General features: G+C 71.4%; 25 protein-coding genes and 1 pseudogene. 7 read left to right on the top strand and 19 right to left on the bottom strand.

Annotated elements, in window-relative coordinates; all coding sequences use genetic code 11:
* Positions 1–62: 62 nt before the first annotated feature.
* Positions 63–290 (bottom strand): hypothetical protein, encoded by a 228-nt coding sequence (locus AB0G01_RS34555; RefSeq protein WP_360954904.1) that lies wholly within the window; start codon positions 288–290, stop codon positions 63–65.
* 155 nt (positions 291–445) lie between these two features.
* Here AB0G01_RS34555 and AB0G01_RS34550 point away from each other — a divergent pair, with 155 nt between their 5' ends.
* Complete coding sequence (locus tag AB0G01_RS34550; RefSeq protein ID WP_360954901.1) at positions 446–649, top strand: hypothetical protein; 204 nt, start codon at positions 446–448, stop codon at positions 647–649.
* A 439-nt stretch (positions 650–1,088) separates the two neighbouring features.
* On the opposite strand, the gene AB0G01_RS34545 is transcribed toward AB0G01_RS34550, so the two are convergent.
* The 3 genes from AB0G01_RS34545 to mobF form a co-directional block, all read right to left on the bottom strand.
* Positions 1,089–1,502 (bottom strand): hypothetical protein, encoded by a 414-nt coding sequence (locus AB0G01_RS34545; RefSeq protein ID WP_360954898.1) that lies wholly within the window; start codon positions 1,500–1,502, stop codon positions 1,089–1,091.
* Between the two features lie 107 nt (positions 1,503–1,609).
* Positions 1,610–2,071, bottom strand: a complete 462-nt coding sequence (locus tag AB0G01_RS34540; RefSeq protein ID WP_360954895.1) for a hypothetical protein — start codon at positions 2,069–2,071, stop codon at positions 1,610–1,612.
* Between the two features lie 145 nt (positions 2,072–2,216).
* Entirely contained in the window at positions 2,217–6,677 is a 4,461-nt protein-coding gene (gene mobF, locus AB0G01_RS34535) for a MobF family relaxase (RefSeq protein WP_360954892.1), read from the bottom strand.
* Positions 6,678–6,961: 284 nt separating this feature from the next.
* Between mobF and AB0G01_RS34530 the strand changes: the two genes are divergently transcribed.
* A complete protein-coding gene (locus AB0G01_RS34530) occupies positions 6,962–7,588 on the top strand; it encodes a hypothetical protein (protein ID WP_360954889.1) in 627 nt (208 codons plus the stop codon).
* Between the two features lie 22 nt (positions 7,589–7,610).
* Here AB0G01_RS34530 and AB0G01_RS34525 read toward each other — a convergent pair whose 3' ends face one another.
* Together AB0G01_RS34525 and AB0G01_RS34520 are read right to left on the bottom strand one after the other, a co-directional pair.
* Complete coding sequence (locus tag AB0G01_RS34525; protein ID WP_360954886.1) at positions 7,611–8,264, bottom strand: hypothetical protein; 654 nt, start codon at positions 8,262–8,264, stop codon at positions 7,611–7,613.
* A 54-nt stretch (positions 8,265–8,318) separates the two neighbouring features.
* A complete protein-coding gene (locus AB0G01_RS34520) occupies positions 8,319–8,939 on the bottom strand; it encodes a hypothetical protein (protein WP_360954883.1) in 621 nt (206 codons plus the stop codon).
* Between the two features lie 224 nt (positions 8,940–9,163).
* Between AB0G01_RS34520 and AB0G01_RS34515 the strand changes: the two genes are divergently transcribed.
* Positions 9,164–9,724: a hypothetical protein gene (locus AB0G01_RS34515; protein WP_360954880.1), complete on the top strand. Its 561-nt coding sequence runs from the start codon at positions 9,164–9,166 to the stop codon at positions 9,722–9,724.
* A 136-nt stretch (positions 9,725–9,860) separates the two neighbouring features.
* On the opposite strand, the gene AB0G01_RS34510 is transcribed toward AB0G01_RS34515, so the two are convergent.
* The 6 genes from AB0G01_RS34510 to AB0G01_RS34485 all read right to left on the bottom strand — a co-directional run bounded on the left by AB0G01_RS34510 (position 9,861) and on the right by AB0G01_RS34485 (position 14,330).
* Positions 9,861–10,280: a DUF6292 family protein gene (locus AB0G01_RS34510; protein ID WP_360954877.1), complete on the bottom strand. Its 420-nt coding sequence runs from the start codon at positions 10,278–10,280 to the stop codon at positions 9,861–9,863.
* Positions 10,281–10,338: 58 nt separating this feature from the next.
* Positions 10,339–10,665 carry a hypothetical protein gene (locus AB0G01_RS34505; RefSeq protein WP_360954874.1) on the bottom strand — a complete coding sequence of 109 codons (327 nt, stop codon included), beginning with the start codon at positions 10,663–10,665 and terminating at the stop codon, positions 10,339–10,341.
* A gap of 357 nt (positions 10,666–11,022) precedes the next feature.
* A complete protein-coding gene (locus AB0G01_RS34500) occupies positions 11,023–11,598 on the bottom strand; it encodes a hypothetical protein (RefSeq protein ID WP_360954871.1) in 576 nt (191 codons plus the stop codon).
* Positions 11,599–11,902: 304 nt separating this feature from the next.
* Positions 11,903–12,409 carry an AAA family ATPase gene (locus tag AB0G01_RS34495; protein WP_360954868.1) on the bottom strand — a complete coding sequence of 169 codons (507 nt, stop codon included), beginning with the start codon at positions 12,407–12,409 and terminating at the stop codon, positions 11,903–11,905.
* Positions 12,406–12,981, bottom strand: coding sequence for a hypothetical protein (locus AB0G01_RS34490; RefSeq protein ID WP_360954865.1), 576 nt, complete (start codon positions 12,979–12,981; stop codon positions 12,406–12,408). Before AB0G01_RS34490 ends, AB0G01_RS34495 begins: the two co-directional genes overlap by 4 nt.
* 215 nt (positions 12,982–13,196) lie before the next feature.
* Positions 13,197–14,330: a hypothetical protein gene (locus tag AB0G01_RS34485; protein WP_360954862.1), complete on the bottom strand. Its 1,134-nt coding sequence runs from the start codon at positions 14,328–14,330 to the stop codon at positions 13,197–13,199.
* Between the two features lie 310 nt (positions 14,331–14,640).
* Between AB0G01_RS34485 and AB0G01_RS34480 the strand changes: the two genes are divergently transcribed.
* A complete protein-coding gene (locus tag AB0G01_RS34480) occupies positions 14,641–15,165 on the top strand; it encodes an AAA family ATPase (RefSeq protein ID WP_360954859.1) in 525 nt (174 codons plus the stop codon).
* A 55-nt stretch (positions 15,166–15,220) separates the two neighbouring features.
* Here the strand turns inward: AB0G01_RS34480 and AB0G01_RS34475 are convergent, their stop codons facing one another.
* From AB0G01_RS34475 to AB0G01_RS34445, 7 genes are all read right to left on the bottom strand, one after another.
* Positions 15,221–15,934: an HNH endonuclease family protein gene (locus AB0G01_RS34475; protein WP_360954856.1), complete on the bottom strand. Its 714-nt coding sequence runs from the start codon at positions 15,932–15,934 to the stop codon at positions 15,221–15,223.
* A 2-nt stretch (positions 15,935–15,936) separates the two neighbouring features.
* Positions 15,937–16,083: a hypothetical protein gene (locus tag AB0G01_RS34470; RefSeq protein ID WP_360954853.1), complete on the bottom strand. Its 147-nt coding sequence runs from the start codon at positions 16,081–16,083 to the stop codon at positions 15,937–15,939.
* Positions 16,084–16,445: 362 nt separating this feature from the next.
* The gene (locus tag AB0G01_RS34465; RefSeq protein ID WP_360954850.1) at positions 16,446–17,399 is read right to left on the bottom strand and encodes a hypothetical protein; all 954 of its coding nucleotides are present in this window, start codon (positions 17,397–17,399) and stop codon (positions 16,446–16,448) included.
* A gap of 33 nt (positions 17,400–17,432) precedes the next feature.
* Positions 17,433–19,160, bottom strand: coding sequence for a hypothetical protein (locus tag AB0G01_RS34460; RefSeq protein ID WP_360954848.1), 1,728 nt, complete (start codon positions 19,158–19,160; stop codon positions 17,433–17,435).
* Between the two features lie 647 nt (positions 19,161–19,807).
* Positions 19,808–20,188, bottom strand: a complete 381-nt coding sequence (locus AB0G01_RS34455) for a hypothetical protein (protein WP_360954845.1) — start codon at positions 20,186–20,188, stop codon at positions 19,808–19,810.
* A 186-nt stretch (positions 20,189–20,374) separates the two neighbouring features.
* Positions 20,375–21,211 (bottom strand): GNAT family N-acetyltransferase, encoded by an 837-nt coding sequence (locus AB0G01_RS34450; protein WP_360954842.1) that lies wholly within the window; start codon positions 21,209–21,211, stop codon positions 20,375–20,377.
* Positions 21,212–21,243: 32 nt separating this feature from the next.
* Positions 21,244–22,026, bottom strand: coding sequence for a GntR family transcriptional regulator (locus AB0G01_RS34445; RefSeq protein WP_360954839.1), 783 nt, complete (start codon positions 22,024–22,026; stop codon positions 21,244–21,246).
* Positions 22,027–22,312: 286 nt separating this feature from the next.
* On the opposite strand from AB0G01_RS34445, the gene AB0G01_RS34440 reads away from it, so the two are divergent.
* From AB0G01_RS34440 to AB0G01_RS34430, 3 genes and pseudogenes are all read left to right on the top strand, one after another.
* Positions 22,313–22,609, top strand: a complete 297-nt coding sequence (locus AB0G01_RS34440) for a hypothetical protein (protein ID WP_360954836.1) — start codon at positions 22,313–22,315, stop codon at positions 22,607–22,609.
* On the top strand, positions 22,606–22,902 hold the full coding sequence (locus AB0G01_RS34435; protein WP_360954833.1) for a hypothetical protein: 297 nt from the start codon (positions 22,606–22,608) through the stop codon (positions 22,900–22,902). Before AB0G01_RS34440 ends, AB0G01_RS34435 begins: the two co-directional genes overlap by 4 nt.
* A pseudogene (locus AB0G01_RS34430) lies at positions 22,899–23,652 on the top strand (hypothetical protein); the annotation flags it as partial. The gene AB0G01_RS34435 and the pseudogene AB0G01_RS34430, both read left to right, overlap by 4 nt.

The raw sequence follows: 23,652 nt of genomic DNA, 5'->3' as shown, positions 1-23,652 counted from the left end.
GGCTCGCAGGGCTCGCACGCCCGCGAACCCTGCGAATAATCGCTGTAGTTGTAGGGTTCTGGTCAGGCGTTATCGGCCAATCTGCGAGCCTTCCGCCAGCTCGTATGCGGTAACCGACCACTACTGCTCGACGTGGTGACGGTTGCGTTCGGTGCTTGGTGGGGCGGCAAGGGAACGCCCGGCACGGTCCCGGTCACCAGGCCCAGGGTCACGATCAGCACGACCGCGCGGATGGTGCGGCCGGTGCTGGCGAGAACGCCCTCCAGGAGGGTCAGCAGGTTCTTCGTCATGCCGCTGAGCCTGGCCCGCCCGACTGGCATTCCGGGTGGCTGTGGAGCTGCACCGGACTGGCAGAACCACAGCATGGCCACGGTGACCTGAACACGCGGACGTGCCGACACGTGGTCGGGGCTTTGCGGGCACGACGCGACGCTAGGCTCCCCGCATGGCTTCTCTCCAGACGTTGGAACGTCGGATTCTGGCCCTTGAGGCGCGTCTCGCCGAGGTCGAAGGCGGCTACGGCGAGACGATCTACCAGCTTCACCGGTCGAGCGTGAAGACCGACCTGCGGCTGGGGAAGCTGCTGAACCACCTCAGCGTCACGGATGTGACCGACGAAGAGGTCGACGCGGTCCTCGAAGAGGAGTGACCCCGCCGCGCTGGCCTCGGGTAACACGGTCTCCCGGCGCCCCGATTCCGGGTTGAAGGGCTCGACACGCTCCGCGCGCTGGAGATGTGTCGAGCCCTTCGACGTGTACTGGAGTCCTGCCTCGCAGCGTTCGCAGAGGTGCTAACGCTGCGAGCCTTCTCAGTCCTTAAGGCTCTGATCAGGAGTTATGGGGACCGGCGTTCGGTCTCGCCCACCGGTACGGGCCGACTCGGCGCATATACTGCCGACAGCAGGTCGGCAGAATCTTCCGACGGGGTTCGCGGCCGCACCGTCGCCATGCCTCGCCCTATTCACCGTGAATAGCCGTTGTCATCAGCTTCCGGCCAGGGACGACGGTCGCGCCGCTGCACGACCTGGGCTCGACGACGGGCCTGGCTTCGCGAGGGTGGTCAAGGTCGAGGGCGCGTCGGCGTAGCCGTCAGTCGAACCTGAGCCGGCAAAGCAGGAACGTGGCACCGAAGAGCAACAAGGGCACGGGGAACACCAGCATCGCCGACAGTTCGCCGTGGTCGAGGTAGTGCCAGCGGATGCCGCTGATCAGCAGCCCGAAGGCGATCGGCACGGCGAGCATCGGCACCCGGATGATCCGTCCCTGCTGCCACCGGCCGTACAAGACGACCGCCGCACCGATGATCAGTGCGGTGTAGACGATCCCGAACGGGATGCCGCCCTCTTCCCACAGCAAGCCGTCGGCGACCGTGAAGCCGGACAGGAACCCGTTGATCAGTGCCGTCACGAGGGTCGCGGCCATCGTGACGGGAATCCATGCCTCGGGTAGGTGGAGGGCGTGGATGGCCAACGACTGCTTCACCGGCGGCTTGGTCGTACTCACTTCGTCCCCCTGCAGGATGGTGAACAGGCGGCGCGCACCTTAGCCACAGCCGCCCGTCACCCGGTTCAGCGACCACCCCGACCGGCCGAGGTGAGAAGGCGCAGCCTCTACGGCCGAGCGTCGTCGGCTTGGTCCGCGCGCTGGTCGTTCAGTTCTGCGGCCAGGAGCCGCAAGGCGGCCGTCCCCACACCCCAGAGCCCTTGCACGCCGAGCGGGCCGGTGTAGGCGTCGATGATCTCCTCGGCGGTGTCGTGCTCGCCGTTGAGGTGGCGCACGACGGCCTGGGCGACGGCCAGGACGTCCGGCGGCAGGTCCTCGTTGACGGGGCGGTCCAGCGCCCACATCCCGGTACGGCCTCCCCATCCGGCACGGGTGACCTCGTCGGCGACCAGTCGGGGGGCGAGCTGGGCTAACAGCCTCATCCGCTCTTCACCGGCCGGGGTGGGCGTGCGGCCGATCCAGTCCCACAGCAACTCGTCGGCCGACTTCTTGTCGACCACGGCCACCGCGGCGATGTGCCGCAGGCGTTCCCCGATCGCATCGTTCGAGGGGTCCGGGGGCGTCGTCATGGCGGAGGGCTCCTTCACCAGGCGGAAACGTGATGCAAAAACGGACGTTTTTGTACTTGGGGAGGGTAGCAGCGAGCGCTAGCAGGGCTGCGAACATTGCGACTGTTCGCAGCTCTATAAGACGTTGATCAGTGAAAACCTGGTTCTACCGGCCTAGTCCCATGCCGCGATGGAGTGACTGGTCGGGGCCTGCGTCGTAGTAGTCGTCGCGGCGCGCGGCAGTGGTGCGGCGGAAGCGGGCGGCACGCTCCCTGGCGGCACGCTGCTCGGCGAGACGTTCCTGAAGCTCGGCAGCGGCGGCCTGGCGGCGCAGGTCGGCCTCGGAGGTGCGCTGGGCGGGCGACATGGCCTCGCGGAGTCCTTGCTCGGCGACCAGGTCGGCACGGCGGATGTCGAGGTCGGCGACCGCGGTCCGGCTGGTGGTGATCCGGCGGTGCAGCTCGTCGACGTCGGTGCGGTCGTTCTGCTCGGCGCGGTCGCGGTCGGCGGGGTAGCTGGCTTCGGCGCGCTGGAGGGCGGCCCGGGCGAGGGACGGGTGGGGGCGGTCGTCACCAAGCTGGGGAAGCAGCTCGCGCAGCGTGCGGGCGTGGTCGGCGGAGCGGGCCTGGGCCTCGCGGGCCTGGGTGTGCAGGTCGGAGGCGTCGCGGAGGATCTGGTCGCGGCGGCCGGGCCGGTACCACGGCACTCGCTCGGCGTCGGTCTCCTTGCGGCGGGCTTGGCGGGCGAGGTCATCGGCTTCGGCGCGGGCGGCGATGCGCTGCTGGGCGGCCTCGTCGGCGCGGGTGTGCAGGTCGAGCTGGCGGCGTAGCTCGGCGAGGCGTTCGTCGAGGGCGACCACGAGGGGACCGTGGCCGGTGGTGACGGCCGGTTCGAGGTCGGCGAGCCGGGCCTGGGCGTGCTCGGCGGCGGCCAGGTGCTCGGCGCGGTCGGCGGCGGCCTCGGCGAGTGCGTCGACGAGCTGCCCGTCGGTGAGCCGGCCGAGCGGGCGGGCCCGCCACGCCTCGCCGAACTTCTGCTCGCGGGCGGCGACGCGCTCCCGGATCTGCTCGCGGGCGGCCTGGGTTTCCTGGCGCAGGGCCTCGGCGCGTTCGGTGCCGAGCTGTTCGAGGAAGGCGGCGCGCTCGGCCAGCACCGCGTCGCGGGTGTCGCTGTCGGACGCGACCGCGATCCGCAGGTTGAGTTCGCGCCAACTGCGTCGTTGCTCGTCGTCCAGCGCCGGCGCGGGCTCGTGGTCCTGCTCGGCGGGGATGGGTTCGCCCTGATCAGCGTCTTGTTCGTGCCGCCAGCGGGTCATCCGCTCGAACACGGCGGTGGGGGAGAGGTCCAAGGGCTGCCGCTCGTCGGGCTCTGGTTCGGTGGCCGGGACCGGCTCGGGCGTGGACGCGGCAGGGGGTTCGTTGGTGAGCCGGTCCAGTGGCGGAGCTTCGCCCAGGTCGACCAGGACGGGGCGGTCGTTGGCGTTCTCGGCGGTGGCGGTGGCGCGTTCGGCCAGGGCGGCGAGGACGCGTTCGGTGAGCTCGGTCTGGTCGCGGGGTGGGCCGTAGAGGGCGTCTTCGCGGAGGCCTTCGATGTCTTGGCGGGCGGCGAACAGCAGGGCCTGGCCGCGGTCGCGGGAGAGGCTGACGTACAGGCCGGGGGCGTCCTGACCGGGGCCGTAGGTGAGCACGGTGCCGGAGTTGCGGGTGCCGTCGGGCCGGTCCCAGGACGCGCTGACGGTCAGGCCCTCGGCCTTGTGGGCGGTCAGGGCGTAGCCGAGGTCGAGGCCGCCGTCGGCGATGTAGGCGGGGGTCAGCACGGCGCTGGACGGCTCGCCGCTCAGGGACGCGCCGGGCGGGAACCAGGCGACCTCGACGCCTTCGGGGCGGTTGCCGGTGCCGTCGTGCAGGGCGGTGACGACGCCGCGGTAGCCGTTGAGGACACCGTCGCCGTCGACCTGTTCGCCGGTGCGGTCGTTGCGCCTGATCAGCACCTGGTCGCCGATGTGGAAGGTGGCGCGGCGGTCGTCGCCGACGTCGTAGGTGGTGCCGGGTCCGGCGAGTTCTCCCTCGGCCAGGCGCACGGCCTGGGCGGTGGTGTTGAGCCTGGCGACCTGCTCGTTGGTGGCGGCGAGCATGAGCACGCCGCGGGCCTCGGTGTGCGGGTCGGGGGCACCGGCGCGGGCGGTCATCCACCGGCTCGCCATCGCCGCCACGGCTTCGTCGGCGGTCTCGGTGGCCACCACGCCGCCGATGCGTTCCCAGGTGCGCAGGGCGTCGAGGTGGTCGCCGTTGCGGAACGCGGCCAGGGCGCGGCGCTCGTCCTCGACGTGCTGGCGGCGGTTCTCGGTCAGGCGCGGCCCGTCCAGGGTGGCGTGCAGGTAGCCGAACATCGAGCCGACGCCGACGCCCCGGAGCTGGCGCGGGTCGCCGACTTCGACGACCTTGGTGCCGGTGCGCAGGGCCTCGGCGTAGAGGGCGGCGCGGTCGCGGTCGCTGGTCAGGTTGGCCTCGTCCAGCACGAGGACGTCGACGCCGTCCAGGCCGTTGCGGTGGCCGATGCGCCAGCGCCACTGGGCCACGGTCCGCGACTCGATGCCGGACTCGGCGGCCAGGTTCTGTGCCGCGACGGCCGCCGTCGCGCCGCCAGCGACGACGTAGCCCTGGGCTTCCCAGGCCAGGCGGGCGGCGCGCATCAGGGTGGTCTTGCCGGTACCCGGTGGGCCTTCGATCCCCTCGAACTGGCGGCCGTTGGTGACCACCTGGTGCAGCACCTGGCGCTGCTCGTCCGACAGCTCGAAGCCCTGGCCGGCCTCGGCGACCGAGGTCGCCATCGCCACGGTGTCGGCGGCGACGACGGCCTTGTCCTGCTCCGGCCTGGACGCGGTGACCGCGGTGATGATGTCGCGTTCGAGGGCGGGGACGTCGGCGGTGGTGAACGCCTGGCCGCTGCGCATCCGCTCGGCACCTGCGAGCTTCTGGCCCTGCAGCGCGTTCGGTCCGTCGATGGCCAGGAACGCCGGATGGGCCAGCACCACAGCGGTGAGCTGTTCGACGTCGCCGATCGCGGCGCCGTTCGGCAACGCCTCGGCGACGGCGACCAGCGCCTCCAGGTGGTCGAACCGGCGCTGGTACGCGGTGAGTCCGGTCTCGGGATGGGTGAGCGCGTCGACCAGTTCGTCGACGTCGATGCCGAACCGGGCCTTGGCGGAGGCGTTGACGTCGGCGTCCACGCGGGCGTGTCCGGCGTTGTAGGCGGCCAGCACGCGCGGCATCCACTCGTCCGGATCGAGGTCGGCGGCCACGGCTTCGGCCCGCCACAGCTGGCGCAGGGTGGCGTCCGAGGCGGCGGTGGACTCCGACTTCGCCGACCGCGACGTCCGGGTCAGCACGCGTGCCTGGGCGGCGGAGACGCCGGTGTTGCCGTCGTAGCCGAGCCTCTTCAACGCGGCCATGACCTGGTCGTGGCGCTTGGAGAACTGGCTGATCGCCGCGTCGGGAACGTGGGACAACGCCCACTGTCCGGTGCGTTCGGAGCGGGTGAACTCGACGCCGTACTCGGCGTGCAGCTCGTGCCGGATCTGGGCTTGGGTGACCGCGTCGATGGCGTGGGTGTGGCGCATGAGGTCGCGGCCGCCGGCGGCGATTCCGCGCCACTTGCCGTCCGGTCCCTGGGCCAGGTTGGCCACGGTGATGTGCACGTGCCAGTGCGGATCGCCCACCTCGGCATCGCCCACGGGGCGGGCGGCGCGGTGGGTCATGACCCAGCCGGCCATGCCCGACGACGGCGCGAACCGGGCCTGCTGGCCGCGCCCCTCGGTGCCGATCCGGACGTACCCGGTGCGTCCCTCCAGCCACCGGAACGTCGTGTCGGTGGCCGTCGCGTAGGCGTCCTCGACCCGGTCGACCAACCCGTCGGGGGAGAACGCGAGGAAGACGCTGGCCCACTTCGGCACGCCGATGCCGACGTCGAAGGCGTAGATGCGGACGCTGTCGCGGCGCTCGACCCGCTCGGTCACCGGCCGTCCAGCGCGGGTGAACTTGGGGTTGCCGTCGTCGTCCAGGACGGGGCGCTGCTCGTACAGCGCGGTACGCGCGTCGGCCAGTTTCTCCGGCGCCCACACCTGCTCCGGATCGAGCCCGGCGACGCGCGCCAGGCGCTCGGCGTCGGTGACCTTCAACGCCGCGCGGGCCGGTCGGCGGGCGACTTCGCGGGCCGCGGTGGCGTAGGCGGCGCGGGCCTTCTTGCCCTCGAACAGCTCCTCCGGGGCCACGTTCAACCGCTGCGCCTCGGCGGTCACGGCGGCCACCAGGGCGCTACTGGGGACCTTCGCCGCGGGCGGCACGGCGACCTTCCCGACGACCAGTTGCTCACCGGTTCCGGGGTGGAATCCGCGCACCAGAGCGCGCGCCATGTCGTACTGATCAGGGGTTAGTTCCGCGCCCGCGACCACGCCCTGGTCCACGAGACCGAACGCGGTCAGGCCCTGACCGACCCAGCGCAGCGGGCGCTCGCGCGCGTCGGCGTGGTAGGCGAACTGCGTGTCGGACACGCAGCCCGCCTGCACCATACCGAGCCTGTAGTCGATCTGAGCGTCGGTGCCGCTGTAGAGCGGCGTCACGTACGCCACGAGTCCCCCGGACTCCGCAACGGCCTCCCCCGGAGCCCGGTGAACGCCCCCGCGTTCACCCGAACAGGCTATGCCGCCGCCGGCGGCAAGTGCATCCGCAAACACCGGCGGGCCCCGCCCGCATCTCCCCGAAGGGGGTGATGCCTGACAGGTAAAGCCCTTGGGGTTGATCTTGTAAGAGGTGCGCTGCGTGGCGCTGATCAGGGCTTTGAGAGCCCTGGCAGGGTGCAGCGTAGCGGTCGTGCCGAGTGTCGGGAACGGCTGGTCTGAGTCAGGCTCGGCGGGTGACTTCCGCTGTGGTCGAGCCTCGCGTGCTGCTGATCGACTTGGAGAACAGCGTCGGCGCGGTGCGGCCGCGACGGCGCGTCCTGCTGGCCCGGGTCGAGGCGTTGTTGGTCGCGGCCGGGCCGGTGCACCACGCGGTCGCCGGGTACGGCGGGGCGGACCTGGCCGACGATCCGACGGCCTCGGCGCTGGCCGAGTTGGGCGTGGCCGCGCTGCGGGTGGCACCGGCGCCGGACGCGGCGGAGGAGGTGCTGCTCGCGCACGCCCGCCGCGTGCACGCCTCGCTCGGGTGCCGGGCGTTCGTCGTCGCCTCGGGCGACCACCGCTTCACCGAGCTGGCCGGGATGGGCCGGCTGGAGGTGGTGGCCTGGGAGGACCAGCCGGTCGCCGTGCGGCTGGAGGACGCGGCACACCGGATCCAGCGCGTTCCCCGAACGAGTGGCACGGCCGCCGAGGCGCGGGAGGCGGCTGACGCGGGGCCGCTCGACGTCGACGCCGCGGCCGGGGCGGCACCGGTATCGGTCGCGGGCGGCGGCGTCCGGACGATGGCGACCGCGCTGTTGGTCGGAATCGGTGTCGGCCTCGGGCAGCGCCTGGTCGACGTGCTGCTGCCCCGACGGCGGTGAACTGGGCCGCCCGCGGGCGGCGTCACCAGGACGCGGGGCCGGTCGACGCGGTGGGGGCCGGGACGGTCGCCGGTTGGGCGGCGATGTTGGGTTGGCCGTACCGGACGACGAGCTGGCGGCGGACTTCCACCGAGTCCCGCTGGCTTACGCAGGGCAGGGCCAGCCAGGACTCCCACCTGATCCCCTCACGGTCGAGGTTCTGCAGGCGGCGGTAGAACTGGCAGGTGTAGCCGATGAACACCGGTGCCCCGCCGTTGCCGAACAACACGAACGCCACCTCGGCGCCGCGGCCGGGGTACTTGCTCTTGTGCAGGCGGTCGAAGCCGGTGTCGCCGCGCCAGGTGCCGTCCTCCCGGACCGGCAGGGTCTCGATCAGCCTGGTCAGGCTCTGCCAGTCGTAGGAGATCTGGGCCAGCCAGCGCCCGCCGTGTCCGGTGACCCCCTCGGCCTTCGACCACGCCCGCACCTGCTCGTAGGCGGCCAGCATCCCGCGCCAGTCGATCCCGCCGGCCCGATGGGCCTGGGCGACCTGGCCGATGAACTCCGCCTCCGCCTCCAGCATCGCCGCGGTGATCCGAGCCCGCTTCTCGCGCAGCTGCTCCACTCGGGCAGCGGCGTTGTCGATCGCCGGCACCCCGGACGTCCACGGCGCGGCGACAGGCGACTCGGTAGTCATGGTGATGAGCATCCGGTCCGGACGCGTCCTCGGACGTGGTGCCACGCCAGCGCGTCACCCGGTCGGCCACCCGTAGACCCCGATCAGCTTCTCCAGGCCGGGCGAGGCTCCCGCCTGCAGCGGGATGATCTGGGCCAGCCCGTCGGCGAAGGACCGCCGGTCCAGGCTGTCGCGGATGCGGCCGAGGCGGGCGTAGGTGGTCAGGCCGAGCAGTCCACCGGCGGCGGCTTCGTGCAGGAACGCGGAGCACTGCTCGACCTTGAGCAGGATCCGGACGTTGGCCGACACCGGGCGCGTGAAGTCGAGTTTGAGCTTGGCCAGCGGGTCGACGCCGTGTGCCGCCAGCACGGTCCAACCGACCGTGACGTGCATCCGCGCGCCGACCGCCTCGATGTCGGCACCCGGCTCGTCGAGCAGGGCGAAGACATCGTGCAGCTCCGGGAAGGCGTCGAACGCGGTGTCGCCGAGCACCAGGGTGAACACCGGGTGCAGTACGCCGTCGTCGCGTACGGGCGGCCCGTCGGGCGTCAACAGCGCGGCGCCCTGGGCGAGCACGCCGTCGGCCAGAAAGTCGCGTAGGTGCCGGTTGATGTCGTCGGACGAGGCGTCGGTCAGCCGGGTCTCCTTGGTGACCTCGGCAGCCTGGCTTCGACGACGTGGGCCAAACAGGGACATCGCACCTCTTACAGGTTTGCGGGGCGACCGGTCGGGCACGCCGGCGTTACACAGCGTCGGCCACCGTAGCGCTGTGCTCAACCGCCGCCGGACCGCGACCGGTGGCGTGGGCGTGCCTGCCGGGAACCGCGGCCGCCCGGACGCGCGAGAATGCCGCCATGCCGGAACGGCCCTACCCGCACGCTCGCGACGACTGCGACTCATGTGCCCGGTTCGACGCTGACATGGCCGTCCGCCACGACCGCATGGACGGCCCTGATCAGCGGCTGTGCCAGCGTTGTGCGGGCCCGGTGCTGGCCCACCTGGTGCTCACCGGGCGCACCGTCACCGTGCGGGCGGTCGAGCTGCCCGACAAGGTCTCGCGCGAGGGCGGACCGGCCGGTGGGCGTCCGGAGCAGGCCACGATGTCGACGGTCGAGGAGGTCGAGCCGCGGCACGTGGAGGGCGTGGGGTGGACGGTCGAGCTGGCCGAACAGGTCCTGCGGGGCGCGCTGCCCAGCGGCTCGGTGTTCCTGCGCGCGCTGGTCGACGAAGGCGGCACGGCGACCGTGGCGCGGCTGCGCGAGCTGACCGGTGAGAAGCGTCTGCACTACATGACCCTGACGTTGAACACCTCCGCGCGTCGGGTGCTCGGCGGCCGCAAGGATGGCAGCGGTGAACGGTTGAGGGTCGCCGTTCCCCGCACCGACCCGGCTTCACCGCGGTCCCAGGCCGTGTACGACTACACGCTGCCCGAGGAGCTGGTGCCGATCCTGGACGCGGCGTTGCGGCGCGTCGGGTCCTGAACCGCCCTGCTCGTCGGTGTCGGCCCCGGCTGGCGTCTGGTTGACGCGCCGCTGCGGCGGCCGTGGACGCGGCGTGGCCCCGGCGGGAAGTCCACCGGGGCCACGTGGTTCGAACGCGCTGATCAGGACGGCGCAGTCACCGGTAGCCGCGCAACTGCTCCTCGAACCCGTCGTCGTCACCGGTGTTGCGGAAGACGGCCGAGGGCGAGGACGCCGGGTCCTCCTCGGCGGATCCGCTGAGCACCCGCCGGCACCAGGCGGCGACGGCGACCGGGGTGGGCAGCATCTCGAACGGGGCGTCGCGGACCTGGTCGAACTGCTCGCCGTACAAGCCGACGGCGCGCTGCCAACCGCGCTCCTCGTGCCAGAGCAGGTAGGTGACCGGCTCGTCGGTCCGGGTCAGCTCGGCCTCGCCGAGGCCGACCACGATCCAGCCGTTGCGGGGGTCGTCGGCGTTGACCATGACGTCGGCCACGGGGATGTTCTCGGCCACGATCGCGTCGGCCACGGCCTGCAAGTAGGGCTCGTGTGCGTCGTAGAAGTCGTCGTCGCTCATCGGGTGCGGGGTTCCTCTCGGGGTGGCGGTGGGCGGAAGGAGCCGGGGTCGTGCCTGATCACAGCGCCTTGCCGTCGAGCCCGAGGCTGACGGCGGCGTGGTGGGCGTCGTTGACCATCCAGCGCACCGAGTCGCGGGCCATGCCGATCGAGCGTGCGGCTCGCTCGGCGTGGGCGCCGGGCAGTGGGTGGTGGACGAGGTGGTTGAGCACGTTCGCGGCGGCGGTGCCGAAGGCGTCGACGGCGGCGAGCAGAGTAGCCACCTCGTCGTCGGTGAGCCGTGCGGGCAGCAGGGTCGGGTCCGAGGCGATGGCGGCTGCTGCGGCGGCGGCGGCCAGCTCGACGACGACGCCGTGCGGCGACGCCGGTTCGGGTGGGGTGGTCATCAAGGGCTCCTGCGCTGATCAAGGCCCTGCCACTACACGTGGCAGTTACCAAAACGGCCGTTTTTGTCTTCGTCGGGTGGCGGGCCGCGCCCGCCGTGGGTGGCGGGCGCGGCGGCCCGGATCAGCGGCGCAGGACGCCGACGGACTCGGCCAGGGCCTCGATGTCGCTGTCGCCGTCGGTGTTGTTGGCGGGCGGCAGGCTGGTGGTAGACATGGGTTTGCTCCTTCAGGGGAGTGTTCGCTGGCCAGCGGGTTCTTTGCCGGAGCCGCTGGCCGGCGGCGTGTTCGGGTCGGTTGGGTCGGTCCTGGCGGACCCCGACGTCCCGGAGTGCTCTTGTTCCGGGACGAGGGGGAGCGTCAGCCCCGCAGGTGGGTGGCGACGGCGTTGACCGCCGTGCCGACCTTGGTGCCGGCGGCCTTCTTGGAGCATCCGGCGGCGCGCAGTTGGTGGTAGGCGATCGCGCGGAGGTTGCCGGCGGCCATCGTCCCGGCGTGGGGTAACACCTGGACGGCCAGTTCGACCAGCAGGTGGGCGCGCAGCTCGGCGTCGTCGGCCTGGGCCAGTTCGCGCAGGATCTGCTCGGCGCCACGGCTCAGGAGAGGGTGCCGAAGGTCGTCCCGGTGGGCGCGTCCCTGGTGGCGCAGTTCGTCGGCGTCGGTGAGCAGCAGGATCACCTGGGCGGTGTCGTAGTGGGCTTGCCGCAGCGGACGGCCGTCGCTGTCGTCGGTCGCGGCCGGGTCCGCGAGCTGCGCCAGGGCGGCGTGGGCCGTGGCCAGGTCGCGCTGCAAGCCGATGCGGATCCGGGGATCGCGGGCACGGCGGCCGCCCAACGCGAGCATGGCCTTCCGCTTGGCCGCGGACGCGGCGTGGTGCTCGCTCCGCGACGGACGGAGCAGGGAAGCGAGCGACTTCCATGACCGGCGCTTGATCACCGCGCCACCGCCGGGTGGACGCGCCGGGCGCCGGGAACGACGAGCTGTTCGGACACTGCTGGCTCCGCTTCCTCGTGGGTGGGGACGTCCGGGCGGGGCACGGGGCGTGCTGTGGAAGGTGCCGGTCGCGCCCCGCCTGGTGCATTTGCTCTTCACCATGCTGTCATTTGGTGACTTGAACTCACCATAGCCTGATCTGGTGAACTGTTCTCACCAATGGTCTAGCGGTCCCGTTCGCACTGTTCGCACACGTCGCACTGTTCGCAACGATGCGACACAACAAGGTCTTGATCAGGGCGAACGCTTAAAAGAACGGAACCTCAACGGGATGACGTAGGAGGTGCACGGCGGCGTAGCCCTCGGTGTGCAGGCCGGACAGGGAGGCGAGCAGGTCGGCGTGCTGGGCCCGCACCACCTCGACGGGGACCTGGCGGGTGGCGGGCCGGTCGAGCTGGCGGGCCAGCGCGGTCTCCAGCGGCGTGTCGACCACGACCGCCACGACCGGGACGTCGTGCTCGGCGGCGAGGTCGAGCACGACCCGGCGGTGCTCGGCGCGCACGCTGGTGGCGTCCAGGACGGTGCTGACGTGCTGGGCGCAGCGTTCGGCGAGTCGGGCGTGGGTCAGGTCGACGGCGGCCGGGGTGACCGACTGGTCGCCCGCGTCGCCGGCCAGCTCGGCCCGGCAGTCGTCGAAGGACAACACCGCGGCGGCCGGGTCCTGCTCGGCCAGGGCGTGGGCGAGGGTGGTCTTGCCGCTGCCGGCCACGCCGATCAGCAGCACGACGACCGGGGCGGGGAGTGCGAGGATCATGCCTGATCACCGCCCTGGTCGGGACCTGCGTCGGCGGCCCCGTCGGCGACGTCGCGGGTGCGGCGCAGCTCGGTGGTGATGCGCTGGTCGTCCCAGCCAGTCCGGAGGTAGTGGGCGCGGGCGACCTCGATGAGCACGCCGCGGTGGGCGCCGCCGCGGGCCTCGACGATGGGGGAGAAGACCTCGTCCAGGGCCAAGACGAAGTGGGCGCGGTCGACCGGCCCGTCCGCCCTGGCGTACATGCCCAGCACCGTCCTGGCGACCGGTCCGGCGTCGGCCAGCAGCTCGTCGTCGGCGGGCGGGGCGTCGGGCAGGGCGAGGTGGACGCCGGCCAGCAGGGTGGCCAGGCGGGCGGCCAGGTCGTCGCCCATCAGCCGGTCGGTGGCGGCGAGGTCGAGCAGGGCCTGGCGCTGCTCGACCGGCCCCTCGGCGAGGGCCAGTTCGGTCAGGGCGCGGGTGGCGACGTAGCGGCCGCGACGATGCCGCACGTAGCCGGCCACACCGCCGAACAGGGCGGTGATCAGCGAGTTCTGGAGGTTCACGCTCGCCACCTCCGGCCGGGGTGAGCGCACGCGAACAGGGTGGTAGACATCTTCTGCTCCTCCTTGCGGGGAGTGGACCCCTGGCCGGCGGCGACTCTTTTGCGGGATGAGCCGTCGGTCAGGGCCTGTGTCGTGGGTGGTCCGGGTGGACCCCAACGCCCCCGTCCCGCGTGACGCGGGTGGGTCGGGAACGAAGGCGAGCACCCGGTGCCACCGCCGCCGAACCGGCGGCAGGTGCCCCTTGATCAGGTCGTTTGGGTCGGCTTACCTGCTCCGGTGAGGGTGTCGATCTGTTCGCGCAGGGCCTGGCGGGTCTTGGTGGCCTCGGTGATCTGGCGGCGCAGGTCGGCCATCTCGGGTTCGACTGCGCCGAGCTGCTTGGTCAGCTCGACGTTCTGCTCGCGCAGTTGCCCGAGCTGTTCGCGCAGCCCTTCGAGCTGGGCTTCGGCCGTGTCGGCGCGGCTGCGTTCGACGTCGACCTGCTGGCGCACGGTCTCCAGGCGGTTCACGGCCTCGTCGGCGCGATCCCGTTCGGTGCCGACCTGCGCGGTCAGGGCGTCGATGCGGTCCTGCATCTCCTTGCGCAGGGCCTCGATGGCGGCCTGGTGGTCCGTCGCGGCCTGCTTGGCCTCGGACCGCAGCGTCTCGACCTGCCCGGTCAGCGTGTCCTTCTCGCCGGTGAGGGTCTCGACGTCCTTCTTCGCGGCCTTCAGCTCGGCGTTGGCCTTGGTCAGCTCCCGCTCGGTGGCGGTGTTGGCCTTGCGCAGCGCCTCGTGCCGGTCGGCCAGGTCCTCGTAGCGCTTGATGTAGGCGGTGAGGTTGTTCTTGGCCTCATCGCGCTCGCCCTCGGCCTTGCCCTGGGCGCGCTCGGCTTCGACGACCTTGGCCCAGGCGGCGTTGACCTGCTCGGTCTTCTCCCTCTCGGCGTCGCGGGCCAGGCGCTCGGCGACGAGCTTGGCCTCCCGGTCGAGCTTGGCCTGCTTCTCCGCGTCGGCGCGTTTGCGCTGATCAACCCCGGATTGGGTCTCGGCGGCCTCGGCGCGAGTCAGGGCCTCGCGGCGCTCCTCCTCGGCGGCGGCCACGCGCACCAGGGCGGCCTTGTCCAGGTTCGCGCCGGCGGTGATGAGCGTGTCGAGTCGGTCGCGGACTTCGACCAGCGACGGGTTCAGGCGCTCGGTGGCCTGCTGGTAGGTCGCCAACGGCGCCTCCAGGCCGACCGCCGCGGCGGCGTCCCGTTCGGCCTGCGCCATCTCCTTGCAGCTCTTGCCGTCCGGCGGCCACGTCTTGCCGTCGGTGCAGTACTTCGGCTTCGGCCCACGCTTGTCCGCCGGGACCGGCGGCAGGGGAGCACGGCACGCGCGGTACTGACACAGACGCACGGCAGACGGCGCTTCGTCGCCTTCTGTAGCGTCTGGGGCCTCGTTTTCCTCCGTCATGCCGACCATTATAAGCACAGTTGAGTTACGTTATAACTCATAATTAGTCGTAATTACGAGTGAACGTAATTACGGGAGCGGTTGCGGAGCGTGTCCGGGTGTGGTGCCGGCGCGAGGGGCCGCAGCGTCGCAGACGGGGGCGGGTGCGCTGTCGCCGGGTCGGGTGAAACGCCCTGATCAGGGCCTATGCCCCTGCACGGGCGGGGCGGTGGCGGCGACGGATCGGCGACACGGATGGACCAGGGTGGCGGCCATGAGGCTGCTGTTGCCCGGCCGGTGCGTGCTGCTGATGGGCGCGAGCGGATCCGGGAAGTCGACGTTGGCGAACGCGTTGGCCGCCGGGTCCGGCGCCGTCGTGGTGTCCTACGACCGACACCAGCGCCGCGTGCCGGGCGACACCGGTGTCGAGCCGGTGGGCGACCGGGCGTTGGCCACGGCGCGGGCCGAGCTGGCGGCGTGCTGCGCGGCCGGGACGCCGGTGATCGTGGACGGCACCCATTCCCAGGCGGAACGCCGCATCGCGGCGCGGGCCGTCGCGGTCGCGCACGGCCTGGACACCGTGGTCCTCGTCCTCTTGGTGCCGCTGGAGGCGTGCCTGGACCGGCAGGGGTCGCGGACGCGCCGCGTGCCGGCCGTCGACGTCGCCCGCCAACACGCGGCGGTCACCGCGGCGTTGCCCGGCCTCGCCGACGAGGGGCACGCGGCGGTCGTGCTGCTGACGCCGGGCGCCCTCGACCACGTCCTGGCCGCCGGGGCCAACGACCCCGCCCCTGTCTAAAACGGCCGTTTTAGACAGGGGCGGGTGTGGCGGCCCGTCGCTGGCAGGGCGCTGATCAGCAGGTTCGCAGCATCGCGGCCAGGGCGGCGTGTTCGTCGGCGTCGGCGTGCAGGCCGTAGTGGGCCTTGACGGTGATGGTGGTGGTGGCCACCCGGCACCAAGAGGCGCGGGCCGGGGGGCGCCAGCGGCCGGGGTCGTCGTCGCCCTTGGACCGGTTGGAGCTCGCGCTGACCGCCAGCAGGTTGGCCGGGTCGGTGGCGAAGGCCCGGCGTCGGGCGTCGGTCCAGCTGCGCGCTCCGGAGCGGACGGCCTCGGCCAGGGCCACGACGTGGTCGACGTCGAGCCGGCGCGGGTCGGTGGTCCGGACGTCGTCGTAGGGGCTGATCCAGCACGGTGCGGCCATGTCCGGGCAGCTCGGGCGGCAGGTGGCCGGGTCGGCCAGGACGCCGATGCCGTCACGGGCCAGGACCGTCTCGCGGGTGTCGCAGCCGGTTGCCGGGTCGGTGGTCCAGGTGCCGAACATGTCGCGGTCGTAGTGCGCGCCGGTGTCCTCGGGCCGGGCCTGGCCGAGCCGGGCCAGCAGCACCTCGGGGTCGGTGCTCGCGGCGGCCGGGACGGCGGCGGACAACGCGGTGTCCGCGGCGGCCGGTGCGCCGACGCCAGCCGGGGTCGCGCACGCGGCGGCGAGGGCCAGGACCACGGTGACGGGAACCGTCCGCAGGCCGCTGATCAGGGCGGACGGACGTGGTGACGACGTCGGTGTGGTCATGGTCAGCACTCGTAGCCGAAGCGGGCCGTGACCCAGCGCACCACGTCCTCGACGTCGTCGGCGTAGTCCCCGCCCTCCAGCAGGCCCTCGTCGACCACCGCGTCCAGGACCCTCGTCCACCGACACGACCCGGTCACCGACTGCCTCATCGACCAACTCCACCAGCCGAGCCGCGGACGCCTCGACCATCCCGAACCGACCGACGACCGCGCCGACCATGTCCGCCACGAGCTGCTCCATCGCGCACCTCCACGTTCGTCCAGGTCAGGGCTGACCCGGTTGCACACTCCACGCCAGTCTAGAGTTATGTTGAAATACAACATAACTAGTTTTGTTAATACGATAGAACGTAATTAGTTGATCTTGACTACCCATCTGACCATTTTCGCCGTCTGAGAGCGCCTGTAAGGCGACTTCTCAGGTTCCTCATCAGCTACCCACCGGAGAGCGCTACGCGGTTGACAGGAGGGCTTAGGTTGCCGCCGGTCCGGTGGGGCGCCTCCCGCCGGGGTCACCACGCCTTGTCGATCAGCTGGGCCAGCGCGCCTAGGGGGACGGGGGTGCCGTCGGCGCGGGTGACCTCGGCGGCCAGGCGGGCGAGGTGGTCGTGGTCGACGCTGCTGGTCAGGGTGGCGGCGGTGTTCTCCAGGTGGGCGCGGCGCACGGCGCGGCGCAGTGCGTCGACGTGGTGGCGGTGGGGCCTGGTGGCGCGGGCGAGGTCGACCAGGGCGCGGTGGACGTCTGGGGCGGCCAGCAGCACCAGGCCGGGGTCGACCGGGGCCGGGGTGTCCTCGCCGGGCAGGTGGCCGCCGAGTTTGCGCAGGTCGGCGTCGAGGTTGTCCTGGCGGGTGTTGCGGGCGCGCACCCGGCCCAGGGGAGTGCCGCGGCGGCGCCGGTCGGGGAGGTGTTCGGTAGGGGTCGTGCTGGCCTCCGGTCGAGGGACGTGGTCGCGGACGTCGTCGCCGCGCAGTTCGTGCATCCGCGCCGCCCAGGCCCCGAAGGGCGTGCCCAGCACGGGCGGGGTGTGCAGGCCGGCGATACGCCACCTGTGCAGCCGCTTGTCCAGGAACGCCAGCAGCTCGCCGCGCGGAGCGTCCTTGCCCTCGCCGTCGTGCCAGGGCATCGCCCTGGTGCCGTCGGGTTCGTGGTCCAAGGCGTGCACGATCGCGGTGTTGCACCAGCCGGCCTGGTAGAGCGGGGTGAGCGCGTGGACCAGGTCGCGCACGTGGGTCTGCGGCCAGCGGGCGCGGCTGATCAGCGTCAACGCCGCCGCGTGGATTTGCTCCGGGGTCTCGGGCACGACCCGGCCGGGCCATTCCCGCACGGCGCGCACCCACGACGGCGCGGGTGCCCCGTCGGCGGCGGGCCGGTCGCGGCGCAGGGTGGCCAGCAGTTCGGCGGTGATGATGCGGGCGGCGACGTTGTGGTCGCCGGTGGGGGTGTCCATGTCGTCCTCGTCGGGCATGGTCGGGAAGGCGGGAGCGCGTGTCCGCGCAGGTCAGAGGCGGTTCAGGGGGCGGTGGTCGCGGCTGTAGCGGCGGGCGCGTTCCCACGCCAGCTCGGGGTTCGCGCCGTCGAGCGGCCCCTGGGGCAGCGGTTCCTCGTTGCGCACCAGCACCAGGCGGCGTGGCCGTTCCTGCCCGGCCTGCTCGGCTTCGGCTCGTGCCGCCTCGGCGACCTGCTCGGCCTTCGCCGCCTTCTCGGCCTTGAGCCGGTCCAGCAGCGCGCGCACCGACTCCGGCATTGCGCCGCGCGGCTCGGCGGGCTGTGCGGGCTGCTGATCAGCGACGATGCCGCCGGTGGGCGCGGCCGCGGTGGTGGTGGAGGTCGGGAGGGCGGGCTCGTCGGCGGTCGGCTTGCATCGCTGGACCGCCTGGCGGAACAGGCGGGCGGCCTGCTCGGCGATGCCGGCGGCGCGGCGCTGCACGTCGGCTACGGTCACCGCGGCGGCACCCGTGGGCGCGGCGAGCGCGCCCTGGGCGCCGTAGCGCTCGCGCAGCCGGATCCGCCGCTGCTGCTCGGCGGTGCTGCCGGCGCTGTGACCGGGCAGGATGCGGCCGTGCTCGTCGTGCCAGGCGGCCAGTCGGGCGCGCACCCAGCGGCCGGGCACCACGACCCGGTCGGCGGCCAGGCCGGGCCGGCTGGTCCAGGTCGTGGGGTACCAGCGCAGGGCGTGCACCAGGTCTGCGCAGGTCCAGCCCGCCCGCCAGTACGGCCGGGCCAGGCCGATCAGCTGCTTGACCGCCAGCTTGGCCAGCACCCGGTCGGCGGTCTGCAGGCGCAGCGCCGCCGCCAGCTCCTCGGCCGCCGTGACCGGGGTTCGCTCCAGCCAGTCCAGCTTCAGCGCAGCGAGGATCGCGCTGGTCGAGCCGCCTGCGGCCCAGTACGGCCGCAGCAACGTCCGCAGGCCGCGTCGACCCATCCGACCCAGCTCCGGGGCGGCAGCGATCACCACGGAGGCTGCGGCGAGCATCCCGAAACCGCTGGTAGGGGACTCGACCTCGGGTGCCGCCACCTGCTTGTCGTCAAAGCGGGCGCGAAGCGCCTCATCAGGTCCTGTGGGTTCAGTGAGGGCCGAAGTTGAGTCCGGACGGCGTGAAGTCGCGTCTTCCCGACCATCGCCCAGACCGCAGTCGACGTCGAGCTTGTGGACAACGCGCCTCGCGCGCGAAAGAACCACCAACTCACTCAAGGGGAAAACTTGAAAAGCAAAAGCAGGGGTCCAATTTTTCCCCGCGACACCACTGGCCTGCGGCGATCCGGACGGCAGCAGCAGGCCGTCCAGCACCGCCTGAGCGTGCTCGTCGGACACCGCCAGGACGCCGTCGCCGGGCCCGCCGGCCGGACCGGCGGTGGGGTTCTCGGCGGCGATCCGGGCCGCCGCCGACGCCAGGATCGCCTCGGCCTCGGCGACCACGCGCGTGGCGTCGAGCAGCTCCCGACGCAGCTCGGCGGCCGCGCGCCGGCGGGCCTGGCCACGGGCGGCCGGAACGCGGAGCTGGTACACCGCGCGACGGTTGCCGCTGATCAGGCCCTGCATCGCCATCGGCCGGTGCGCGGGCGTGGACCCGGACTCGACCAGCAGCAGCCACCCGTCGACCTGGAGCTGCCGTAGGTAGTCCGCCACCGACGACCGTCCCCAGCCGGTGACCTTCATCAGTTCGTCCCAGCCCGGCCAGGTCTCGTTGGTCTCCCAGACCGTGTGCACCATCAACTTCCAGAGCATGGCGCCCAGGCGCTCACGCACCTTCTGAGAAAAGGCCTGGTAGGGCGGGTAGACGCGTACGAGCTGGATCCACTCGCCCTGCGTCAACGGCTCGCGCGAACCCCGCGTGCACCGCGGCGGCCGACCTGCCTCCTCGGCCTTGGGCTTGCCGCGGAACGCCTTCCAGCACGGCCCGCACAACACGTTGCGCAGGGGCGTGCGACGTGGCGAACCGGCCGTGCGTTCGCAGACTTCGCAGGTCTCGCAGGCTTCAGGGGACCTTCCCGTGGGGTTCTGATCAGCGGAAACGGGTGAACCGGCCGACACGCCAGACGCTGCTGCTTGGCGTACGCCGGTCCCCAGGCTTATCCTGGGCACGCAACAAGCTCCAATCGAATACGGACATGCGGAAGCCCCGCCTGTCCTGGTGGTTGCAAAACCTCCAAGAGCCAGACGCCGGACGGCGCCTGGTGTGCGAAGAGCCCTCGGGCGCTTCGGTGAAAAGCCCCTGGTCAGGGGGCGCGCAACCCGGTTTGGTCACCGGGACATACGGGAGAGATCGGGTGGGGATCCGGTCCCTCCTCATCGGCAGAGTTGGATGGGGAAGTCCAACTAGCCGGTGCGGGACTGCAGGCGACTCCGTGGGGACGGGGTCGCCTTTCTCGTTGCTAGGTCATGAGGGCTCCCTGCCGAACTCGTGCGGGCAGCGGCGCTTCTTCGACGTGACGCAGGCCGACCGCCACCAAGGCGGCGATCACCTCGCCGATCGAGTGCCGAGTGCTGGCCACCAGCTCGTCCACCGCGTTCCGGATCGGCCGGGGAAGCCGAGTCCAGGTGGTCACAGTGTCCTGCGAGGGGGAAGACGCGAACACGGCCTCGTTGACGTGCCGGAGTCCTGCCGCAGCCAGCGCGGCAACGACTTCGCCGAGCAGGCCGGGGTGAGCGGACACGAGCACGTCGACGTCCGCCCGCACCGGCTGGGGAAGCCTGGTGCGTGCAGAGGCTCGGTCGCCCTTGCTGGGCCGACCGAGTGGCCGCTTCGTGCTCATGCCGAACATCTAACACCGTCCCTGTGGCAGGTAGCCGGCGACACGCCGGTTCTTTCGATCCCCTATACATTGCGCAACTGAGCAAGCCATCTGCGCAGCTCAGGCAGCTTTCGTCTAGTGAAACAGGCCCGCCTGTTGCCACATGTAGAACACCAAATTGCCAGCGTTCTATAACACAGATAACTGCTATCGAAACGACGCCAGCTTGGCGTTGGGGGAGTCCAGGGTGATCACAACGCTGTGGTCCGGCATGTCCGCCGTGACGCTGTAGATGCAGGCCGGGTTCAACCAGCTCAGCGGATCGCCGCCGAGCACGTGGGCCGTCTTCGACAGGCCGGTGCCTGCGGCCGCAGCGAACCAGGAGTCGCCATCTGCCCAGAGCCGCCACGGAAGGCCAGGGACAACTTGGAGAGTGCTTCCCACTCCTTGGCCCGGTGCGTAGTCGACGGCAAGATCCTCGATCTCGTAGGTGCGCTGGTGAGTTCCCACGCCGACGAAGGCCAGGCCCATGCCAAGGTCAACCGGCTGGTTCGGGGTTGTGGGGAGGGTGACTCTGGCTTGCCGCTCGAACAGGGCGGTCGACTTGCTCCTGTGGCCTTCGATCGTGCGCACGTGCTGGAACCCGGCGCGCTCGTAGTAGGTGTGTAGGTCGGTATTGCTGGTCCAGGCGTCTAGGCGAATCCAGGCACGTCCCTCGCGCAGCGCGATCTTGTTGGCGTGTTCCAGCAGGAGGGCTCCAACACCGGTGCCTGTCGCTCGCGGCCAGGTGATCATGCGGTGCACGATGACCGACTCGGCGAGTTCCTGTTCGCTCCATAGGCCCGGGTTGGTCCAGGTGTCGACGGCGATGGTTCCCGCAAGCTCACCCTGCTCATCAACAGCCACATAGGTCTGATCAGCGGCGATGCTCGCGTGCACGCGGTCAGCGAAACCATCGACGGTCAGTCCGACCTGCCACTGGTCCGAGCCTCGATCGGCAAGCCAGGTGATCCGTTCCTGGCGCATGGCCACGATGGTGTCCAAGTCAGCCGGGGTAGCGGATCGAATGTCGAAGCTCATTTGACCTCGCCCTTCACGGTCTGCGCCTGGGTGTTCCGGATGACGACGAGGCCGGCCTCGTCGCCTTGCTCCCACACGATCCGAACGCGCTCACCGAGGCGAACGACGCGCACGACGCGCGTCACGCGGTCAGTCGTCGCCGCAGTGCGGGTCTGCACCAGCAGAGGCGAGCCAACGGTGACCGACAGGTCAGCCGCGTCCTCGGGGCCCGCGCTCTCGTAGGCGATCTCGTCGCTGATGGCGACCTCAACGACGCCCCGGTCACGCAGGCGCCGCATGGTGCCTTCGGCGATGTCGTGTGGGGAGTCGATGCCGGTGTCCTTGGCCAGGTCGAGTGAGAAGTAGCTGGTCTCACGGCTGAAGGGTTCGCCGTCGACGAGTTGGTGCAGGGTGCGGTGGACGACGAGTTCGTCGCGCGCGACGCCCAGGCGGTCGGCGACGTCCGGTGGCGCAATTTCGATCTTCATGTGGAACCGCTTGCTCGGCGCACGCCCGTTGCGGATCGCCGATTCTTCGAAGGTGTCGCGGCCTCGGACCGGGCGGTCGGGCCTTAGCGCGTCGGTGGCGTAGTGGGTGAACCGACTGGTGGAGCGCACGATGGTTCCGCGCTTGCCTTCGAGGTAGCCGGTGTAGAGCAGGCCCTGGGTAGTCAGTTCGCTGATGGCGCGACGGATCGTGATCTGACTGACCTGGAACTCGTCGGCGAGTTCGACTTGGGGTGGTAGGGCGGTTCCCGGCGGGTAGACGCCGTTCGCGATGCGCTCGCGCAGCGTCTCCATGACCACCTCGTATGCGTGCCGAGCCACCTGGTTCCCCTCGTGATCACCTCTTCGAGCCTTGTGCATACACAAGCACCTCCCTTCGCGCTTGACAACCTGGCCGCTTGCTGTTGTTGTGTATGCACAAGCTACACGGGATACAGCACAACGCAAGAGGCCCCATCGGGGGCAACCGATGGGGCCTCAGTACGACCGCCACCTTGGAGAGGGATCGGCCGTGGAACGAATTATCGCAGGTCAAGGAGTACGACGTGCACGTCGTGTGATCAGCACAAAGCCATACCCAATGGACTCCCCCGCCGAGTCCCTGCCGTGGATCGAACCGACGTTCGAAGATCTCGAAGCCCTCACGCTGCACCTTCGCTTGCAGCAGATGGGCTCGGTGCACAGCGGACAACTCGACGCGGCGCTGGACCGGCGCTTGGAGTCCCTGCTGCTGCTGGAAGCCGGGATCGCCGCTGCTGGCGGCTGCCGCGACAGGCGGGCCGTTCGGCGGGCACAACGACTGATCAACCGAACGGTGACCGAGTTCCTACAGGGATGCGCGTCCAGCAAAGCCGCTGATCAGGCGGTTTCGGCATGAGCCCGAGGCACTCGCGCAGCCGCGCGGCGCAGGAGTTCCCGCTGCCGTCGGAGCGTCGGCAGAACCGCCGGGTCGCCCTAATCGCGCTGGGGCTGCTGCTGACGGGCGGCGTCCTGGCGGTGTTGGGCCTGGGCTACGGCGCTCCGTCGCCGGTGCTGCTGGGTGTGGCGGGCGCTGCGTTCGCCGGGGCGGTGCTGGGGCTGTGCGGGCAGCCCGCGACGAGGCCGGTGAACGGGATCGCCGAACCGCAGATCGAGATCGACAAGACCGACGAGAGGGGTGACCAGGCATGAGCGCCACCGGCACCATCAACGGCGTTCGCCCGCCGACCGTGCCCTCCGTGGCGGTGCTGCCGCAGCAGCAGGGCCACGACGAGACGCTGATCAGGGAGAACACCGAAATCCCCGCTACGGCCGACACCGCGCCGGATGCGGCGTTGACCGGCCGGTCCAAGCGGCGTTGGTTCCGGGGCGAGTCCCGGACGGCCGAGCCGAAGCCGACGCGGCGGGTGCGCCGGCTTCGGGCGGAGCAGGCCGAGCGGCAGGACCTGCGGACGATGCAGGACGACTCGGTGTGGGTCGAGGCGGAGTCGCCGCGGGCGATCCGGGAGCGGATGAAGTCCGCCGACGCGGAGCGGCTGCACAAGCAGCAGCGTCACCCCGCCCGGCAGGCGCTCACGGCGGCGCGGTGGCGGCGCAACATCACCCTGACCGCCGGGTTCGGCCTGGTGTTGGCGCTGTCGGTGTCCACGGCGAACGTGCAGGACACGGTCGCCGGCGACGCCGAGCCGGGCAGCGGCCGGTGGTTGTTCGCGTGGACGGTCGAGCCGGCCATCGCGATTCTGCTGCTGAGCCTGTTCGCCTACCAGGCGTTCATGGCCACGCGCGGCGAGGTCGTGGAAGACCCGTGGATCCGGCGCGCGGAGAAGGCGCTGCTGGCCACCACCTTCACCCTCAACACCTGGAACTACCTGCCGCTGATCGGCGTGGAGCTGGACCTGTTCGATCCCGTCGCCCTGGTCGCGCACGGCGTCTGGCCGATCC

The sequence above is a fragment of the Actinosynnema sp. NPDC023587 genome (assembly GCF_040640215.1).
Classification (GTDB): Bacteria; Actinomycetota; Actinomycetes; order Mycobacteriales; family Pseudonocardiaceae; genus Actinosynnema.
Note: the sequence above shows the minus strand (reverse complement) of the source record. Positions and strands in the feature narration are given on the sequence as shown.

Excerpts from the sequence above, each read along its gene's own strand:
- AB0G01_RS34555 (WP_360954904.1), bottom strand. The coding sequence starts at position 290 with ATGACGAAGAACCTGCTGACCCTCCTGGAGGGCGTTCTCGCCAGCACC.
- AB0G01_RS34550 (WP_360954901.1), top strand. The coding sequence starts at position 446 with ATGGCTTCTCTCCAGACGTTGGAACGTCGGATTCTGGCCCTTGAGGCG.
- AB0G01_RS34540 (WP_360954895.1), bottom strand. The coding sequence starts at position 2,071 with ATGACGACGCCCCCGGACCCCTCGAACGATGCGATCGGGGAACGCCTG.
- AB0G01_RS34525 (WP_360954886.1), bottom strand. The coding sequence starts at position 8,264 with ATGACTACCGAGTCGCCTGTCGCCGCGCCGTGGACGTCCGGGGTGCCG.
- AB0G01_RS34520 (WP_360954883.1), bottom strand. The coding sequence starts at position 8,939 with ATGTCCCTGTTTGGCCCACGTCGTCGAAGCCAGGCTGCCGAGGTCACC.
- AB0G01_RS34515 (WP_360954880.1), top strand. The coding sequence starts at position 9,164 with ATGGCCGTCCGCCACGACCGCATGGACGGCCCTGATCAGCGGCTGTGC.
- AB0G01_RS34510 (WP_360954877.1), bottom strand. The coding sequence starts at position 10,280 with ATGAGCGACGACGACTTCTACGACGCACACGAGCCCTACTTGCAGGCC.
- AB0G01_RS34505 (WP_360954874.1), bottom strand. The coding sequence starts at position 10,665 with ATGACCACCCCACCCGAACCGGCGTCGCCGCACGGCGTCGTCGTCGAG.
- AB0G01_RS34495 (WP_360954868.1), bottom strand. The coding sequence starts at position 12,409 with ATGATCCTCGCACTCCCCGCCCCGGTCGTCGTGCTGCTGATCGGCGTG.
- AB0G01_RS34480 (WP_360954859.1), top strand. The coding sequence starts at position 14,641 with ATGAGGCTGCTGTTGCCCGGCCGGTGCGTGCTGCTGATGGGCGCGAGC.
- AB0G01_RS34475 (WP_360954856.1), bottom strand. The coding sequence starts at position 15,934 with ATGACCACACCGACGTCGTCACCACGTCCGTCCGCCCTGATCAGCGGC.
- AB0G01_RS34470 (WP_360954853.1), bottom strand. The coding sequence starts at position 16,083 with ATGAGGCAGTCGGTGACCGGGTCGTGTCGGTGGACGAGGGTCCTGGAC.
- AB0G01_RS34465 (WP_360954850.1), bottom strand. The coding sequence starts at position 17,399 with ATGCCCGACGAGGACGACATGGACACCCCCACCGGCGACCACAACGTC.
- AB0G01_RS34460 (WP_360954848.1), bottom strand. The coding sequence starts at position 19,160 with ATGCTCTGGAAGTTGATGGTGCACACGGTCTGGGAGACCAACGAGACC.
- AB0G01_RS34455 (WP_360954845.1), bottom strand. The coding sequence starts at position 20,188 with ATGAGCACGAAGCGGCCACTCGGTCGGCCCAGCAAGGGCGACCGAGCC.
- AB0G01_RS34445 (WP_360954839.1), bottom strand. The coding sequence starts at position 22,026 with ATGGAGACGCTGCGCGAGCGCATCGCGAACGGCGTCTACCCGCCGGGA.
- AB0G01_RS34440 (WP_360954836.1), top strand. The coding sequence starts at position 22,313 with ATGGACTCCCCCGCCGAGTCCCTGCCGTGGATCGAACCGACGTTCGAA.
- AB0G01_RS34435 (WP_360954833.1), top strand. The coding sequence starts at position 22,606 with ATGAGCCCGAGGCACTCGCGCAGCCGCGCGGCGCAGGAGTTCCCGCTG.